Source organism: Paenibacillus sp. YN15 (assembly GCF_003285005.1).
GTDB lineage: Bacteria > Bacillota > Bacilli > Paenibacillales > NBRC-103111 > Paenibacillus_AR.
The window spans coordinates 1-17447 of sequence record NZ_QMFA01000035.1 but is presented as its reverse complement, the minus strand read 5'-3'; the positions used below and the strand labels follow the sequence as shown (position 1 = coordinate 17447).

General features: G+C 54.7%; 19 protein-coding genes. 18 read left to right on the top strand and 1 reads right to left on the bottom strand.

Going from position 1 to position 17447, the window contains the following annotated elements; genetic code table 11:
* Window positions 1–3: 3 nt before the first annotated feature.
* The 10 genes from DQG13_RS22700 to DQG13_RS22645 all read left to right on the top strand — a co-directional run bounded on the left by DQG13_RS22700 (window position 4) and on the right by DQG13_RS22645 (window position 7758).
* The gene (locus tag DQG13_RS22700) at window positions 4–429 is read left to right on the top strand and encodes a hypothetical protein (RefSeq protein ID WP_113022458.1); all 426 of its coding nucleotides are present in this window, start codon (window positions 4–6) and stop codon (window positions 427–429) included.
* A complete protein-coding gene (locus tag DQG13_RS22695; RefSeq protein WP_113022457.1) occupies window positions 426–908 on the top strand; it encodes a hypothetical protein in 483 nt (160 codons plus the stop codon). Before DQG13_RS22700 ends, DQG13_RS22695 begins: the two co-directional genes overlap by 4 nt.
* A gap of 108 nt (window positions 909–1016) precedes the next feature.
* Window positions 1017–1481, top strand: coding sequence for a hypothetical protein (locus DQG13_RS22690; RefSeq protein ID WP_113022456.1), 465 nt, complete (start codon window positions 1017–1019; stop codon window positions 1479–1481).
* Between the two features lie 580 nt (window positions 1482–2061).
* The gene (sigY, locus tag DQG13_RS22680; protein WP_113022505.1) at window positions 2062–2589 is read left to right on the top strand and encodes an RNA polymerase sigma factor SigY; all 528 of its coding nucleotides are present in this window, start codon (window positions 2062–2064) and stop codon (window positions 2587–2589) included.
* Window positions 2586–2972 carry a YxlC family protein gene (locus DQG13_RS22675; protein WP_113022454.1) on the top strand — a complete coding sequence of 129 codons (387 nt, stop codon included), beginning with the start codon at window positions 2586–2588 and terminating at the stop codon, window positions 2970–2972. Before sigY ends, DQG13_RS22675 begins: the two co-directional genes overlap by 4 nt.
* Before the next feature lie 351 nt (window positions 2973–3323).
* Window positions 3324–3704: an ATPase gene (locus DQG13_RS22665; protein WP_113022452.1), complete on the top strand. Its 381-nt coding sequence runs from the start codon at window positions 3324–3326 to the stop codon at window positions 3702–3704.
* Between the two features lie 157 nt (window positions 3705–3861).
* A complete protein-coding gene (gatC, locus tag DQG13_RS22660) occupies window positions 3862–4149 on the top strand; it encodes an Asp-tRNA(Asn)/Glu-tRNA(Gln) amidotransferase subunit GatC (RefSeq protein WP_113022504.1) in 288 nt (95 codons plus the stop codon).
* Between the two features lie 134 nt (window positions 4150–4283).
* The gene (gene gatA, locus DQG13_RS22655) at window positions 4284–5768 is read left to right on the top strand and encodes an Asp-tRNA(Asn)/Glu-tRNA(Gln) amidotransferase subunit GatA (RefSeq protein ID WP_113022451.1); all 1485 of its coding nucleotides are present in this window, start codon (window positions 4284–4286) and stop codon (window positions 5766–5768) included.
* A complete protein-coding gene (gatB, locus tag DQG13_RS22650) occupies window positions 5765–7216 on the top strand; it encodes an Asp-tRNA(Asn)/Glu-tRNA(Gln) amidotransferase subunit GatB (RefSeq protein ID WP_113022450.1) in 1452 nt (483 codons plus the stop codon). The genes gatA and gatB overlap by 4 nt, the downstream gene beginning before the upstream one ends.
* A gap of 14 nt (window positions 7217–7230) precedes the next feature.
* The gene (locus tag DQG13_RS22645) at window positions 7231–7758 is read left to right on the top strand and encodes a GNAT family N-acetyltransferase (protein ID WP_113022449.1); all 528 of its coding nucleotides are present in this window, start codon (window positions 7231–7233) and stop codon (window positions 7756–7758) included.
* Here the strand turns inward: DQG13_RS22645 and DQG13_RS22640 are convergent.
* Entirely contained in the window at window positions 7753–9429 is a 1677-nt protein-coding gene (locus DQG13_RS22640) for a hypothetical protein (protein ID WP_146767186.1), read from the bottom strand. The genes DQG13_RS22645 and DQG13_RS22640 overlap by 6 nt on opposite strands.
* A 180-nt stretch (window positions 9430–9609) precedes the next feature.
* Here DQG13_RS22640 and DQG13_RS22635 point away from each other — a divergent pair, with 180 nt between their 5' ends.
* From DQG13_RS22635 to DQG13_RS22600, 8 genes are all read left to right on the top strand, one after another.
* A complete protein-coding gene (locus DQG13_RS22635) occupies window positions 9610–10311 on the top strand; it encodes an MgtC/SapB family protein (protein ID WP_113022447.1) in 702 nt (233 codons plus the stop codon).
* A gap of 125 nt (window positions 10312–10436) precedes the next feature.
* Entirely contained in the window at window positions 10437–11054 is a 618-nt protein-coding gene (locus tag DQG13_RS22630; protein WP_113022446.1) for an RNA polymerase sigma factor, read from the top strand.
* The gene (locus DQG13_RS22625; RefSeq protein ID WP_146767185.1) at window positions 10990–11439 is read left to right on the top strand and encodes an anti-sigma factor family protein; all 450 of its coding nucleotides are present in this window, start codon (window positions 10990–10992) and stop codon (window positions 11437–11439) included. Before DQG13_RS22630 ends, DQG13_RS22625 begins: the two co-directional genes overlap by 65 nt.
* Window positions 11440–11472: 33 nt before the next feature.
* Window positions 11473–12126 carry a hypothetical protein gene (locus DQG13_RS22620; RefSeq protein WP_113022444.1) on the top strand — a complete coding sequence of 218 codons (654 nt, stop codon included), beginning with the start codon at window positions 11473–11475 and terminating at the stop codon, window positions 12124–12126.
* A 94-nt stretch (window positions 12127–12220) separates the two neighbouring features.
* Window positions 12221–13474, top strand: a complete 1254-nt coding sequence (locus DQG13_RS22615) for a DUF4097 family beta strand repeat-containing protein (RefSeq protein WP_113022443.1) — start codon at window positions 12221–12223, stop codon at window positions 13472–13474.
* Between the two features lie 119 nt (window positions 13475–13593).
* Window positions 13594–14028: a Fur family transcriptional regulator gene (locus tag DQG13_RS22610; protein ID WP_113022442.1), complete on the top strand. Its 435-nt coding sequence runs from the start codon at window positions 13594–13596 to the stop codon at window positions 14026–14028.
* Window positions 14029–14244: 216 nt separating this feature from the next.
* A complete protein-coding gene (locus DQG13_RS22605; protein ID WP_258525815.1) occupies window positions 14245–15981 on the top strand; it encodes a glycosyl hydrolase family 18 protein in 1737 nt (578 codons plus the stop codon).
* Window positions 15982–16206: 225 nt separating this feature from the next.
* The gene (locus tag DQG13_RS22600; protein WP_113022441.1) at window positions 16207–17103 is read left to right on the top strand and encodes a nucleotidyltransferase-like protein; all 897 of its coding nucleotides are present in this window, start codon (window positions 16207–16209) and stop codon (window positions 17101–17103) included.
* Window positions 17104–17447 lie beyond the last annotated feature (344 nt).

The following is a 17447-nucleotide window of genomic DNA, read 5'->3' as shown; positions in this document are numbered from 1 at the left end:
GAGATGAAGCAAATACTGGTGTTTTTGCTGTTTTCGCTGATGCTGGTCTGGCTGATGTTCTCTCCTGTATACCGCCATATTCTTATCCTCCGGCAAGCCATGCTGCAGAAGGAAACGGATTACCTCCTGGAAGTGGGGGCCAGCGGCGCCTTTGGGTATATTGACGAAAGTATGCTGGAGGCCTCCCGGGAGCGGCTGGTTCAAGTAGGCTTCAACCGTAGCCAACTGGCCTACGCGGTAACAGCCCGGTCCGGTCTGGATGCAATGGACCCGGACCGCCCTCTCCCCCGGGGGGACGGCCTCCGGCTGGTGATTACCTATCCCTACGGCAATCTGTTCGGCGTGGACCGGCTGTTGGGGATCAGCTCCCCGGGAAGCTCCGACCGGATGGGGGCCGCCGGGATGAAAATGAGCGAATATGTGCCATGAACAAGCTGCTGCTGTTTATTTTGCTGATTGCGTTTTGCATGTCGCTGTTTGCGCTGCAGGCGGATGAAGAATTGGCTATGCACCAGTATTTTGATCTGAAGCATGGCGTAAACCGCGCGGCCCATGCAGGGGCTCAAGTTTTGGACAGGGAGCTGCTGCCGGAGGGAAAGGTAGATCTGGATGAGGTGCAGGCCAGGGAGACGGCCCTTCTATATTTGAGGGAGAATCTTCGCTTGGATGAGCAGTTGGTTCCTTTGCCCAGCGCCTTTCTGCAGGGGCAGGTATCGGTGCTGGTGCTGGATGTGATTGGCGCGGAGCATTCCTTTCCCTACCGCTATGAGCAGCCGGCCTATGAATATTCCGTCACCCTGAACCGGCCCGGCGTAGTGGTCATCATTGGCGTCCAGTACCCGCGGATGTACAATCTGCTGAAGCCAGTCAGTTGGACCGTTAAGGGCAGCGCCGAGCTGGTGCTGTAAGGAAGAACAATAAGAGGCTTGTTGAAAATTGTGAACTGGCTTATTCTAAATATACCGAGTTTTGAATCGTGCCGCGGAGAATTACATAGATGAAGGGAGAGCAGAGGGATGGGAGATGAAATACGTCAACTGCTAAGTGCCGTTATTAAGAATCAGGAAATTGCTAATGCGGAAATGCAGGGCCGCTTTGACCGGATTGATGGGGAATTCCGCAATGTATATAAGCGCTTGGGAGATATCCAATCCGAATTGACGGAGTTCAAGGCGGAGATGACGGAATTCAAAGTGGAGATGACAGAGTTCAAAGCAGAGATGACGGAGTTCAAGTCGGAAATTAAGACGGAGATGGCGGAATTTAAGTCGGAAATGAGAAGTTTTCAAGATGACACCCGGACATTCCAACAGGATGTAAGGAATAGCTTCCTGCATTTGGATCAACGGCTGGAGGTCTCCGAAATGGACAAGATTCAAAGCAAACGGAGGCTTTCGGGGATTGAGCAGGATTTGGACAGGACCATTCTCCGGCTGGACAAGCTGGAGGATATTGTGCACCAGAGCCACGGAATGGAATAAAGGCGGCCCGCCACCGGTTATGCCGGGGACGGGCTGCTTTTCTGTTGCGGAGGGATAAGCGGAGAAGGTGGTTGGATACAGTTTTCTGTTGCGAGGGTATAAGCGGAGAACGGTGGATGAGCACAGCTTTCTGTTGTGGGAGTATAAGCGGGAATGGTGGATGAGCACAGCTTTCTGTTGTGGGAGTATAAGCGGGAATGGTGGATGAGCAGCAGCGTGTGTTTTGGCAGGGGAGCCTTCTGTTGCGGAACTCAGCGACTCTTATGGCGGCCAAAACGGGAATTTGGATTTTTAACGGAACTAATAGGCTCTTGTGCGGCGAAAATGAAGGAGAAATGCGGTTACAGCGGCTACGGCGAGGTATAAGGGCTTCTCCGTTCCGTTAAAATGCGAATAGGCTCAAAAAGCTGCTTTAAGAGTCGCTGAGTTCCGTTGGCGCTTTTCCCCAGCAAGCATAGGAGGGGACCGCGCGGTGGCGGTTGAATGTGACCTCATATTATTTGCGCGGGAAATGAACGATCGGCGGTTGGCAGTCGTATTATAGTTGAATTTGCAGGAGCCAAAGAAAGCGGGTGATGTTTTGCAGGACAGCGAGGAAAGCAGGCTCATTGAGCAGGCGCAAGGCGGAGACAAACAAGCGCTTCAGCTCCTGCTGCAGACCCACTACACCTTCCTGGTCAAATATCTGGTGAAAATTACCCTGCAGCCTTATCTGGCGGAGGACCTGGCCCAGGAAACCATGCTCCGCTGCATGGAAAAAATCCGGCTGTACCACGATAAATCCCGTTTTTCCACCTGGATGATGACCATTGCTTCCCGGTTGTTCATTGATTATACCCGCAAACAAAAAAGGGAGCGCCTGCTGCTTGAACAGGAGCAATCCATGCGTAAGCTGAAATGGCAGGGACATCAGGGGGGAGAAACGTGCATGGAAATATGGGAGGCGCTTGCCGCATTGGATGAAGAGCGCCGCGTGTCTGTTATTCTCAAGCATTATTACGGATATGCCTATGAGGAAATCGGAGAAATTCTGGGCATTCCCGCAGGTACGGTGAAATCACGGGTCCATAACGGATTAAAAGCCTTGAGGAAGGAGTTGGAGGCATGAAGAAGGACGAGCAAAAGAACGGTGTTGCGCAAAAAGGGGAGGCATTATCGGATATTGCTGCTGCTAGGGAGCATGTTTCTCCGGAGGATCAAAAGCTGGTAGAGCTGCTGCGTTCCAGTCTGGATGCGCTGGACCGGGTGGTTCCGAGTGCAGAGCCGGACCCCGCGGTCTTCGCTGCGCAGTTGGAGCAACAGCACAGCACCATGCGGAAGCGGTTCGTCAGGGACCTGCTGCTTTTTCTGGCAGTCGCCTGCTCACTCCTTGGCGTCATGGGATTGATGCTGTTCAGCGTGCCCTCGCTGTTCATGGCTTTTTACGGGGCAGGCTTTTTATTGCCATTGTTCTTGGTTCTTAAAGAACGGGAAAGGGTGAGCAGAGGATGACAGGGACACAGGTATGGATGGTGATTCTTGCATTGCTTATAGTAATTGCCCAAAGCTTGTTTCTATTTATTGATGCGAGAAAAAGAGGCCGCTTCCCTTGGTTATGGGGCCTTTGGGGGCTTATTCACGCGCCTCTCCCCTTGATCGTTTATTTTTTGACCGTGCGCAGAACAGGGCGCCGCACCTGAGTTTTTGCTTCCGCTTAAAGCGCTGTCCCAACCGGGAGGCGCTTTTTTGCCGCGTGAATATCTCAATTGGACACAACCGGATTTTTCTAGTAACATAAGAATCAAATTCATAGGCTATTAAACTGCGCGCGGTTTGTCCGGGCCATGCAAAGGAGGAGTCGGTATGCTGCAATTGGGACAAAAGGTGTTTATTGTCGCCGACAGCTTTGAGCAAAACCTGCCTATTGGAGAGCACGGATATATCATTGCGTATGATCGGAATGCGGATAATGTATTCGAATATGTGGTTCGCGTGCCCAAAGTCAACAAGCATTTTTTTGTAACGGGCAGTGATATAGAGACCGAGGAACTGCTGCTTTCCCAGGAGGCGGAATGGAATCTGCGGGAGGCGCTGATCGATTTTGCATTGGCTACTCGCAATGAAGCTTTATTCCACAGGCTGATGAATGGCGAATCGGAGGAAAACCCGTCCCAGGATGGCAACAAGGATGTTGTCAGCAGAGAGGATTTTATCCGCCAGGTGGGGTTGAAGGCCTGGATTTAAGCGATGTTTGTTCGGCTAGGCCGTTCCCGGATCAGGGGCGGCTTTTTGGCTTCTTTTGGAGAGGCACGGGCGGAAGTTTTGGAAATCGGCAATTGAGTTCAATTTTCCGGTAGGCTATAATGGAATGAAGTATTTTGGAGAAAAATGGGGTGCAGTGATGAGCATAACTGTTAAAGATGTGGAGCATGTCGCCGCTTTGGCCAGATTGGAGCTGACTGAGGAGGAGAAGGACATGTATGCCGGCCAATTAAACGCCATCCTTCGATATGCAGAGCAGCTCAATGCCCTGGATACGGAGGGTGTGGAGCCCACCAGCCATGCGGTGCCTCTGTTTAATGTGATGCGGGAGGATACGGTGAAGCCGTCCATTCCTGTAGAGGTGGCCATGCTGAATGCGCCGGAGGAAGAGGACGGCCAGTTCAAGGTGCCGGCGGTTCTGGAATAATTAGCTTACGATGCAGGCTTTCTTTACGGAAAGCTCTGGTGAATGCTTACGACGCAAGCTTTCCTTACGGAAAGCTCTGGTTAATGCTTACGATGCCAGTTTTCGCTCACGCGAAAACTCTAGGAGGGTTACACGTGTCATTGTTTGATTTGCGATTGCAGGATGTGCACGACAAGCTGACGGGCGGCGAGCTGTCCGTGGCCGATCTGGTAGACGCTTCTTACCGGCGGATTGCCGAGGTGGAGCCGCAGGTGTCCGCATTCCTTCATCTTTATGAGGAGGATGCCAAAGCCCAGGCGGCCGCCCTGGACAAGCAGCTGAAGGATGGCGGAGAGCGGGGCTTGCTGTTTGGCCTGCCCGCAGGCATTAAGGATAATATGACAGCGGTGGGTACATTGACCACCTGCGCCAGCAAATTTCTGGCCAACTATCAGTCCATCTATGATGCGACTGCCGTGTCCAAGCTGAAGAGCGCCCAGGCTGTGCTGATCGGCAAAACCAACATGGACGAATTCGCCATGGGCGGCTCCAACGAAAACTCCGGGTTCCACCCCACCTACAACCCCTGGAATACAGCTTATGTGCCGGGCGGCTCCAGCGGCGGTTCAGCAGCGGCGGTGGCGGCGGGCGAGGTATATTTTTCCCTGGGTTCGGACACCGGCGGCTCTATCCGGCAGCCCGCTTCCTATTGCGGCATTGTGGGAATGAAGCCTACCTACGGTCTGGTATCCCGTTATGGTCTGGTGGCCTTTGCTTCCTCTCTGGATCAAATCGGTCCTTTGACCAAAAATGTGGAGGACGCCGCTTATGTGCTTCAGGCGATTGCCGGGCATGATGGGCAGGACTCCACCTCCTTGAATGTGGAGATTCCCGATTATGTTTCCGCATTGACCGGAGATGTGAAGGGGCTGCGCATTGCCGTGCCCAAGGAATATCTGGGGGCGGGCGTAGACCCGGCCGTGAAGGAATCGGTGCTGGCCGCTCTTAAGGTTTATGAAAGCCTGGGCGCCGTGTGGGAAGAGGTATCCCTGCCGCATACCGAGTATGCCGTGGCCACCTACTATCTTCTGGCTTCCTCGGAGGCCTCCTCCAACCTGGCCCGCTATGACGGCGTACGGTACGGCGTCCGTGCCGAGAATGCCGAGAACCTGCTGGATCTGTACAAAAAATCCCGCAGCCAAGGCTTCGGCGCCGAAGTAAAGCGGCGGATTATGCTGGGCACCTATGCCCTAAGCTCGGGTTATTATGACGCCTTCTATTTAAAGGCGCAGAAGGTCCGGACCCTGATCCGCCAGGATTTTGAGAAGGTTTTTCAAAACTATGATGTGATCATGGGACCTACGGCGCCTACAACCGCCTTCCCCATCGGCGCGCAAGTGAATGATCCGCTGACCATGTACCTGAACGATATTCTCACCATTCCGGTGAACCTGGCAGGCATTCCCGCCATCAGCATTCCCTGCGGCCAAAGCGGCGGTTTGCCGGTGGGGCTGCAAATTATCGGCAAGGCGCTGGATGAAGCAACCGTGCTGCGCGCCGCCCATGCCTTCGAGCAGAATACCGCTTATCATACCCTGCGTCCTTCCCTGGCCGCGGACATCAAGGAGGCGACCGTATGACCACCACATCCGCAACCCGGTATGAAACCGTCATTGGCCTTGAGGTCCATGTGGAGCTGCATACCGCAACCAAAATATTCTGCGGCTGTGCCACCTCCTTCGGTGCTGCGCCCAACACCCGCACCTGCCCCGTTTGCCTGGGGCATCCCGGCGTGCTGCCGGTGCTGAACCGGCAGGCGGTGGAATACGCCATGAAGGCGGCGATGGCGTTGAACTGCCAGATCGCCGACATCAGCAAGTTCGACCGGAAAAATTATTTTTATCCCGACCTGCCCAAGGCTTACCAGATTTCCCAATATGACAAGCCCATTGGTGAACACGGCTATATCGATATTGAAGTAAACGGCGTGCAAAAGCGCATCGGCATTACCCGGGTCCACCTGGAGGAGGACGCCTGCAAGCTGAACCATGTGGACGGCGGCTACGCCTCTCTTGTGGACATCAACCGGGGCGGCACCCCCCTGATCGAAATCGTCTCCGAGCCGGACCTGCGCTCTCCTGAAGAGGCCAGAGCCTACCTGGAGAAAATCCGTACCATTATGCAATACTGCGAAGTGTCCGACGTGAAGATGGAGGAAGGCTCCTTGCGCTGTGACGCCAATGTGAGCCTGCGCCCCTACGGCCAGGAGCAGTTCGGCACCAAGGCGGAGCTGAAAAACATGAATTCCTTCCGCGGCGTGCAGAAGGGGCTGGAGTATGAGGAAATCCGCCAGGCGGAGGTGCTCCGTTCCGGGGGCAAGATCGTTCAGGAAACCCGCCGGTACGACGATGCTCAAGGCAAAACCTTCTCCATGCGCAGCAAAGAGGAGGCCCATGATTACCGGTACTTCCCCGATCCGGACTTGGTGACTCTGCATATTGACGGTGCGTGGAAGGAGAGAGTCCGCGGCAGCATTCCCGAGCTTCCCGATTCCCGGAAAGCCCGTTATACGGCGGAGCTGGGGCTGTCCGGCTATGATGCCGAGGTGATTACCGCCTCCAAGAGTCTGGCCGACCTTTTTGAGGAAAGCCTCCAATACACCACGGATGCCAAATCAGCCGCCAACTGGATTATGGGCGATCTGCTGGGTTATCTCAATGCCAACGGGCTGGACCCCGCCCAGGCCAAGGTTACCGGCAAGGGCCTCGGCAGCATGATCTCTCTGATCGAGAAGGGAACCATCAGCGGCAAAATCGCCAAAACGGTCTTCAAGGGGATGCTGGAAACCGGCAAGGACCCGGAGAAGATTGTAGAGGAGCAGGGACTGGTCCAAATCAGCGACGAAGGCGCCATTAAAGCCATCGTGGAGCAGGTTGTGGCCGCCCATCCCCAATCCGTGGCGGATTTCAAGGCCGGCAAGGAGAAGGCCATCGGCTTCCTGGTGGGCCAGGTAATGAAGGCCTCCAAGGGCAAGGCCAATCCGGCTTTGGCCAACAAGCTTATTCTTGAGGTGTTAAGCAACAGCTGATTGGAGTGAAACGCATGGTCCGGCTTATCGATTTGGACAATACCCAAGAGATGCTGGAGCTCCTTGCCCTTCAGATGGCTGCATACCAAATAGAGGCGGAATGGGTCGGCTTGGCCGACGTTCCGCCTCTTTTGCAATCCCCGCAGTCTGTCCGGGATTCGGGAGAAATCTATTATGGCTGCTTTATGGAGGATAGGCTGGCCGGAGCGGTTTCGCTGAAGCGGGAGCAGCCCTCTCTGCTGGCTGCTCCGCCGGGACCCGTCAAGCTGCACATCTGCCGCCTGATGGTCCAGCCCGGCTTGCTCCGCCGGGGTATCGCATCGGAGCTGCTGCGCCGCGTGCTGCAGCTGGCCGCCGCCGAGGGGCTGGATGTGACCGTGCTGGCCGTGTCCATCAATGAGCCGGCCATGTCCCTGTACGGCCGCTTCGGCTTCCGGACCATCCGGCAGCATCCCGCCATCGCCGGGCTTACCCTGAACGAGATGGTCGCCCGGCCCGGCGGCGATCAGGCGGCGCTTGCAGACGGGGACAAAAACCTATAACGCGACGGTGTATTCCTCGAAGGACACCGGGCTTCCGTTAATGGTCCGCAGAACCGCCGAGCCGTCTGCAGCGATGTTCAGGCGAAGCTCTGCGCCGTCGGCCAGGGTTTTGCCGGCGAAGGCGATGGCGCCGCCCTCATTGCTGAACAGCCCCGCTTGCCCTTGCCCGCTTGCCGCGGCGGCAACACCATTCAAGCTGCCCAATCCCAGGGCAGAAGCTGTCTCAACGGTGAACGCCTCCACGGCCACACCGTTGGCTCCCCCCTCGGACCTGATCTCCAGGCAGCCCCGCTCCTCATTTTCCACACATGTATAGGGATTCATAAGATGAACCACCAGATAAACGGTACCTGCCAAACCGGTTATCTGCCTGTCTCCAAACTGCCAATCCCCCTTGGGCAGCACACCGATCACAAGTCCCGCAGCCTCGGGGTCCTCAGGCGGAGCAAACAGGGCAACCGCCGCATTCCTGTGCAGCAGCACCTGGCAAAGCCCGCCCTCATGCCGGTAGTCGCCTTCCGAGAATCCGTTCCCCGGCCGGAAGAAATAGGCCTTATTGACGCTGCCGTCCCGGTTGGCGGGAAGGGTTACATCCCAGCGGTGCTGCTCGTTGTCGAACTCCGTTGCCCGCTCCCAGACGCCGCCTACGGCAAAATCGGGGGTCATATACGTATAGCTGTGCAGGCAGCCTTCGGCCAGCTGTTGCGGATGGATGGGAATCAAGCGACGGACCTCCCGCGCATCGGTTCTGTCCGCTGCGGAGGCAGTGATTTCTCCGGTTGGAGGCGAAACCTCCAGGATTCCCGCAGCCTCCAGACGGGCAATGGAATCGGGCAAGGGGAAACCGCCGTATTCCACGTAATCCAAGAGGGTATTGCGGTCCGCCGGAATATCATGGCCCAGACCCCGGGAATGAGGGGCGGCCCATGCTCCCTTTAGGTAGGTGAGAGAGCGCACTTTCCACAGGTAGTCCAGCATATCATGCAGAAGCTGAAGCGTTTCGGCATCCTTCACAAGCGCCCGCGCGCAGGAGAAGGCTTGCACCCAATGCCAGAACCAGGGCATGGCGCCGTATTCCCGCATGCCGTTGGCGCGGATGGTGTCCAAGAGCAGCCGCAGATTGTCCCGGCCTTCCGCCGCCAGCGCCTTATCCTGGAACAGCTCTCCCCAAATCACCTGCTGGGAGACGTATTTGGACTCGTGATGGTTAAAATATTCTACAGGCTTCCGGTAATAATTCCCCATATAGGCATGCCGCATGGCTTCCTCAAATGCATTCTGCAGCTTTTCGCCCATTCTGCCGCCGTGGCGGTGGTGATACCAGGCAATCAGCGAACCCAGCAGCTCAACGGGCAAGGTATGGGGAGCTGCGCCCGAAGGATCATTTCCCAGGTTCAGCGGCCAATGCCCGTACATGGGATGTTCGGGAGCGTTTACTTGCAGGCCAAGCACCAAGAGCAGCATTTCTTCACCCAGGCGGGCGCCCTCGTTTTTGGAAAAGGATACTTCTACTTCCGGATCAGTGCTTGCGGCATACAGATGCATGGCATAATACAGATTGTCCCGCATATCCCGGTGGAACCAGAAGCCGCTGTCCAGCCTGGGCAGCCTAAAAGCCGTTTCGGCCGCAAGGACCAGCACTTCTTTGCGGCGGTCGGTCTGATTGGTCACGATCCACACTCCATTCATGGAAATTTGCTTCATTGAAACCTTTAAACTAGAGTTTAGGCTACTTTTCCCCTTGGAGCAACTAAAAATTTCCCGATCTGTTTTTTATTCCGCGGGCCGCTTGCTATAATATAACTTTAAAACGAAATGCCAATCACATCTACGAACAGGAGCTGAAGCGCCATGAGTCCATGGCATCTGGACCCGATTTATATGGCCGGACGGTTAATGCTTGCCCTTGTACTGGGCGGGCTCATCGGATTTGAACGGGAGCGAAACAGCAGCGCCGCCGGATTTCGCACTCATATTCTGGTATGCCTGGGGTCGGCCCTGATTATGCTTCTGTCCGCCCACGGCTTTCCCGAATTCGCCAAGCAGCCCGGAGTCAACATGGACCCGGCAAGACTGGCCGCCCAGGTGATCAGCGGGATCGGTTTCTTGGGGGCGGGTACTATCCTGCGCAACGGGCTTTCCATTACCGGCCTGACGACGGCCGCTTCCCTGTGGGTGGTAGCCGCCATTGGTTTGGCTGCCGGGGCGGGGTTCTATTTTCCGGCGATACTCAGCACGATCATGGTGCTGCTTAGCTTATGGATGCTGAATGCGGTAGAAAAGCGGTTTTTCAGCTCCAAACGTGTATATCTGCTGAAAATCCATGCTACCCGCACCAACGGTGTTCTCAATGAAATTTCCTCTTTGTTGGAAAAGCAGGGGGTTGTTATTATCCGGCTTTCTACGGAGGAGGATGACCGCAACGAGAATGAGGTGGACTTACAGATTAGTATGTCCGTCAAGCTGCCCAAGGGCATGAAGGCGCTGCTGCTGGCGGACAGCATCCGGGAGCTGAAGTTTATTTCCGGCGTCTATGTTGAATACGCGGCATAAAAATGTCCCCCAGAAACCCACCGAACACAAAAAATATTTTTCATTAGAAGATGAAGGGAAAGCCGGAAAGCCGGCGTCTAATATAAAAGGACTTATAAGTCAGGCGAGGACGGGAAGGTGAGGACATGGAGCAGCTGACGGATGAACAGTTAATCGGGCAGGTCCGTCAGGGCAACATGGACGCCTTCGCGGCACTGGTGGACCGCCACAAAAACGGCGTCTTCCAATTCATCCGCTGCCGGGTGGAGGTCCGGGAAACCGCCGAGGATTTGGCCCAGGAGGTATTTCTCAAGCTGTACCGTCACTTGTCGGACTTCCGGGGGGAAGCCAGGTTCAGCACCTGGCTTTACGGCCTAACCCTGAACACCGTGCGCGACCATCTCCGCATGAAAAAGAGGCGTCCCGTCACAACGGTGCTGGATACGCTGAAGGGATGGTTCACCGATTCCCGGGAGGAGCCCGAAGCGGAAGCCATGCGGTCGGAGGAACGCCGCACCGTCAACGGCATCCTGGCAGGTTTGCCGCTGAAATACCGGGAGGTGCTTTATCTTTGCCACTACAGGCAAATGGCCCTTTCGGAAATCGCCCTGCTTCTGCAGATACCGGTGAAAACCGCGGAAACCCGCCTGTACAGAGGCAAGCAGCTTCTCAAAGAACAATGGCTGGAGGTGGATCAGCGTGAGGACAGCGCATCCCAACGACGGGCGTCTCGAACAGTACCGGAAGCAAAAGCTGACTCCTGAGGAGGAGCGGAGCTTAACCGCGCATGTGCAGACTTGCAGCTTCTGTGCCACCCGTTTGCAGGTCATGGAGCGGCTGGAGTCGGTTCTCGACAGCGCTGCCGCGGATTCCCTGCCCGGAGATTTCAACACACGGCTGCTGGCCCGGCTCGCGGCAGAGCGGCAGAGCCCTGAACCGGTCAAGCCCGTTCAGCCGAAGCAAAGGTTTGTGCTGCGTCCGGAGATCGTCAACGTGATGGTGGCGGCAGCCGCCACCTATCTGTTTGTAGCCAGCGGCGCATTGAAGCTGGTGGTTGCGCTGGATCAAGCGTCGCTGGAATCCCAGGTGTTCAGCAGATTGGGCGCCGCCGTCAAGGTTGTTGGGCAATGGTTCGGCAGTTTCAACTGATTAGCGCATAAACATTTAGAGGAGGATAAAACAATGGATTTTCCAGAGCAAAGCGGTCCTGCCTTCACCGGCGGCCGCACTTATTTCGACGAGGGCATCCCGATGGGAAAGCAAGCGCAAGAGCCCTTCGGCTACCCGGGTGCGGGGTATCCGGGCATGGACCCTTTTCTGAGCCTGCCGCTTAAGCGGAAATTCCTGGCGGGGCTGTTTTCCTTCTTTGTCCCGGGAACGGGCCATTTTTACCTGGGGCTCATGCAAAAAGGCCTGCTGATTATGCTGATGTTTATCTTCAATATTGCCGCCATGGTATTTGCCACCGAAGCCAACAGCTTCAGCGGCAATACATATTTGCCCCTGGTAGTGGTTCTGGGCTGCCTCATTCCGGTGACGTACTTCTACAGCCTGTTTGACGCACTTCAGTCCACAGACCAGGTCAACGGCTACCGCAGGGCAGTCCGCGCAGGACATATTCCGCCGGCTCCGGCAGGGACGGATGCATTGGGCAAGCAAATCCATGCAGGGGTGTTCGGCATCGGGTTTATGGGTATCGGCGTGGTGCTGTTTCTGGTTTCCGCCAAACCCGCCTGGCTGGAGGACCTGTTCAAGATTATGGGCTCTTACGTAGGCGCTGTGCTGCTGATCGGTGTGGGCCTGCTGCTGTTTTTAAACGAATCCAAAAAAAGATAGAACTCTGCCCTAAGGGCTTTCCGGAGGAAAGCCAGCATCGGAAGCACCCGCTAATAGGACGGGATAACGGCAAGGGTTGGAAGGGGATGGAATCATGCTGAAGGTGGGACGGTATACGGCGGCGCTGCTGCTCTTGTCTGTGGGCCTGCTTCTGCTGCTGGATCAAATCCAGGACACCAGCCATATGGCGTTGCTTTTGGACTGGTGGCCTATGCTTTTGATCACGCTTGGCGTGGAGTATTTGGTGTTCAATTTTATCCATCGCAAAAAAGAAGCCGCCTTCCGGCTGGATTGGGGCGGGCTGATTCTATCCGTGCTGATTTCGGCGGTGGTGGTGGGGATTACCCAGGCGGACCGCTTGCCCAAGGATTGGCTGGGGAATTTGAATTTCAATATCGGCACGCTGAATATGTCCTTCTCCTCGGAGAGCGGATACAGCTTCACCAAACCCGAGCTCTCCATTCCGCTTCCGGCGGGAGTGGAGCGGATAGAGTTGGAGAATCCCAATGGAAGCGTGGAAATCCGCGGCGGAAATGTGAAGGATATTATCATCCAGGCCGTGGTATGGGTGGATAAAGTGGACGAATCGGAAGCCGCGCAGATCGCCGAAGAATCTACCATCGACTATAGCGGCGGCAGCACCTTTAAAATTTTAACCAATGCCAAGGAGTACACCGGAGGATTCCCCAACAAACGAAAGCCGCGGGTCAATCTCCAGGTGACTGTGCCGGAAGCAGTGAAGGCGGATTACCAGTTGAAGCTGTTAAACGGCAAGGCCATCGCGGAGCATGTGCCTGTAGCCGGAAAGCTTGGCATCAAAACCACCAACGGGACGATTACGGTGACGGGCATAGCGGGCAGCATCGCGGCGGATACCACCAACGGGGCTGTGGAGGTTTCGGATATTGAGGGGGACGCCTCGGTGGAGACCACCAACGGGGTAGTTACGGTGACGGCCGTGGGCGGGAAGCTGGAGGTGGACACCACCAATGGTGCGGTAAAGGTGGAGCGGGTTCAGGGCGATGCGGATATCGAGACGCTGAACGGCAAAATTACGGTTGTAGATGCGGCCGCCGGCATTAAGGCCAATGCCACCAATGGAACTATTTCCATTCAGACGGACAGTGTAGGGGGAGACTACACCCTCAAAAACACAACCAGTTCCATCGAACTTCACATTCCCGTTGCCGCTGACGCTCAAATTAAGGGTTCCACCTCTTACGGCTCCATCAGCACGAATTTGCCTTTAACTATTGAAGGCAAAAAAATCTCCGGGACTCTGGGCACAGGCCGGCATCAAATCAAAATTGACACCAATAATAAAATTTACGTTAACAGTTTAGACTAATTTGCCTGTCCAATAGCTTTACAGATTGGTGAACGTCGTTGACAATCACTTTTCGCCACCCGTACAATGAGTTTAACATAGTAATGACTCTTGACAAATACTCGTTAGGTGGTGAAAGTATGAATTACCGTTTTGAACAGGCCCTGGACAAATTAAAGACAACCGGGGTACGGATGACCCCCCAACGGCATGCTATCCTTTCCTTTTTGTTGGATTCTACCGCTCATCCAACTGCAGATGATATTTACAAGGCTCTTGAAGAGCGTTTTCCCAGCATGAGTGTCGCAACCGTATACAATAACCTGAAGGTGTTTATTGAAGCAGGTCTGGTAATGGAGCTTACGTATGGCGACGATTCCAGCCGTTTTGACGCCAATATGGATCATCACTACCATGCCCAATGCGAGAATTGCGGCAAAATGGTTGACTTTATGTATCCGCCCCTCTCCGCAGTGGAGGAAATGGCCGCGGCTTCTACGGGATTTGTTGTGCACGGGCACCGTTTTGAAGTCCATGGTCTGTGCAAGGAATGCGCTAATCCTACCAAACACTGATTTTGTATGACTCCTTTTTGTCGGATCGTGTAGTATAATAGACATGCCGCTGTTTTTTCAGCAAGCGGGGCATGTCTTTTTTGTTAGCAAAAATGCTGCGTACTGCGCATTTTCATTCGGGGGCTCCCCCAAAAGTACCCGGATTCCGCTTCAAAGCATCCCGTCACTTTTGGGGGGTGTTTAGCCAATATTGCGAAAGGATGTGACCGAAACGTTTTGAGATCTGCCAGAAGACTGTCCGCCAGAGGAGTGTTCCGGACCTTTGCGCTGCTGTTGTTTGCCGCCGCGCTGGCTGGCTCCGCCGCTTATTATTGGCATGTGTATTGGCCCAGCAGCCAGCATAGAGACTATACCTTCAACAAGCCGGGCAATCCCGTATTCTATAAAGGGGAGGAGCTCGATCTCTCCGCCAAAGGCAGCGGGGAAGGGCTGAAGCTTCCCTTCGAGCTGATTAAGACGCTGATTGATCCCGCCATTCATTATGAAGCGGAAGGTCAGTCGGTTATTGTCACCACCGCCAATAAGGTCATCCGGCTGAAAACCAGCCAGTTGACCGGCACCATCAATGAAAAGCCCTTTACCCTCCAATTTCCTGTGGAGAAGGAGGGGGAAACCGTATATGTGCCCATGGAGCCTTTAAAGGAGCTGTACCCGATTGAGTTAAGGCAGTCGTCCGATACCGGCGCTGTCATTGTGCATAAGACGGGAGACGCCATTGCCTGGGCCTCCGCCAAGCAGAATGCGGATAAACCCGGCGAAACCCGGGCATTGCGCGCTGAACCGACGGTAAAGGCGGATATTTACGCCGATTTGCCCCAGGGCGAGCGGGTGATGATCTGGAAGGATGCGGGAGACTGGTTCTTCGTCCAGTTGGAAAACGGCTATACCGGCTACATGCGCAAGCAGGATGTGACTCTGGAGCAGCCGGAGGTGCTGCCGGAGAAGGCCTTGCCTGAAGCGCCGTATGTTCCTTGGAAGCCCGTGGGCGGCAAAATCAACCTGACCTGGCAGCAGGTCTATAACAAAACCCCCGATCCCACCAAATACGGACCCATGCCGGGGCTTAATGTGATCAGCCCGCAATGGTTCATGCTGGCCGACGGCAACGGAACCATCAAGCAAACCGCGGACAGCTCCTTCATGCAGTGGGCGCGGGGGCAGAACCTGCAGGTATGGGCGCTGTTCAGCAACGGCTTCGATCCCAAGCGGACAACCGAGGCCCTGTCCACCTACGACAAGCGGATGAACATGATCCGGCAGATTGTATCCTTCGTCCAGCTTTACAAGCTGCAGGGCATCAATGTGGATTTTGAAAATGTCTACCTGAAGGATAAAGCCGCATTTGTCCAGTTTATCCGCGAGCTTACCCCTTTCCTGCATGAGCAGGGAGCGGTGGTATCGGTGGATGTGACCGTAAAGGATGGCTCGGAGACCTATTCCCTGTTTCTGGACCGGCGGGCCTTGGGCCAGACTGTGGACTATATGATGGTCATGACCTATGACGAACACTGGGGATCAAGCCCCGTGGCAGGCTCTGTGGCCTCTCTGCCGTGGGTGGAGAAGGGGATTGTGCAGATTATGAAGGAGGATGATGTTCCTGCCTCCAAGCTTCTGCTGGGCGTTCCTTTTTATACCCGGATCTGGACGGAAAAAACCAAGGACGGCAAAACCACCGTTACCTCCAAGGCTGTGGGCATGGAGTCCATCGACAAGCTGCTGGCGGAGAAGAAGCTGAAGCCGATTCTGGACGCGGCATCCGGTCAGAATTACGTGGAGTACAAGGAAGACAGCAATACCACCGTGAAAATCTGGATTGAGGACGAAGTGTCCATAAAGAAGCGGATTGAGCTGGTGAAAACCTATGATTTGGCCGGTGTGGCCTCCTGGAGCCGCAGTCAGGAGAAGGAGAGCATCTGGCCGCTGATTAAAAGCACGCTGGAACAACGGCCTTAAACTAATATTATCCCCTATTCTTCAGGAGCGGGTTGGAAGCTTGATTTCCGGCCTGCTTTTTTGTTTTTGCAACCGGCATAATGAATTATTTTTACGAACATGTGATCTTAAGAAGGAAAAGGGAATCCCCGCGTAGAATACAGGAGATGTAAAAATGTGCGGTTTGCCGTCGGCGGTTCTGCCGGTGGCATAACGGACGGATTGCATGAATGGGGGATACTTTAAATGAACGCCCAGATTCTTACTCAAAAAGAGCAATTGGTTGCCGGTCTTGCGCAATTGCGCGGCCTGCTGGGAATTGTGGCTTTATGGAATGCCAGCGGCTTTTCCGTGCTGACTGAGGGCAATGATGTGCTCTTGATTGTTATATTGGAGGATGAAAGCCCTGCTTCATCCACTCATCACTATATTCAGGACGGAATCCGCATCCAGGAACGCCGGCTGTCCAAAGGCCATATTGAGAACCTGCTGGCCCTGCGCAATGACCGGGCGATTACGCGGCTGATTATAGAAGGTGACATCTGGGTAGACCGGGACGACTATTTGGCGGGCATCCGCGCCTCTTTCTTGAAGTACCCGGCCCTGTTGAAGCAACAGAAGCTTCTGAATGAGTTTTCCTTGTTTCTGAAGCGCTCCCTGCAATGCAAGGAGTTCATCTTTGCCGGCGAGATTCTGGATGCCTACGGCAGTCTGCTGCGGGCGATCCACCATTGGGGAAGAATTGCCCTCATTGAAGAGGATATTCTTCCGGAGATCACCATGTGGCACCAGATCCGCAGCCGCAATCCCGAAGTGTACAAGCTGTACGAAGAATTAACGGCAAGCACGGAAACCCTGAAGCAGCGGGTGGAGCTGGTTCTGTTGGCCTGCGAATTTTCCGTCATGTCCAAAATGGGGGACTGCTGCGCCCTTCTGATCCGGATTCTGGAGGAGGCGGAGGAGCCGATAAGCGTTCAGAAGCTGCTGTCCCATCCTTTCCTGAAGGGAATGCCTACGGCGAATATTCCCCTTATGTTGAATAAGCTGGCGCGCAAGTCGGTGATTAGGGAAGTGGCTGTGCCGGCGGAGGAAGAGCTGTTTTCCCTGGAAATCCATTATCGGGTTTCTACGGATTCAAATTAAAAATGGACGCGCCTCTTGACTTATTATGTCTATATGTGTTAAATTAGTTTTCGCCGCTGAGGACAAGCTACATAGCGGAAGGGCAAGAAAGCAAGGCAAGCATGAGATTTGAAAAATAATGCTTGCAAAGATGTAAGGCAATGTGGTATATTAAAAAAGTCGCCTCTTGAAGAAGAGAACGACAAGGAAACAAACGAGCTCCTTGAAAACTGAACAACGAGCAGCAAAACAAACAAGCCAAACGTTTGAACAATTGAGCAATCAGCTCTAACATAATGGTCTTTCGGGACCACTTTTATGGAGAGTTTGATCCTGGCTCAGGACGAACGCTGGCGGCGTGCCTA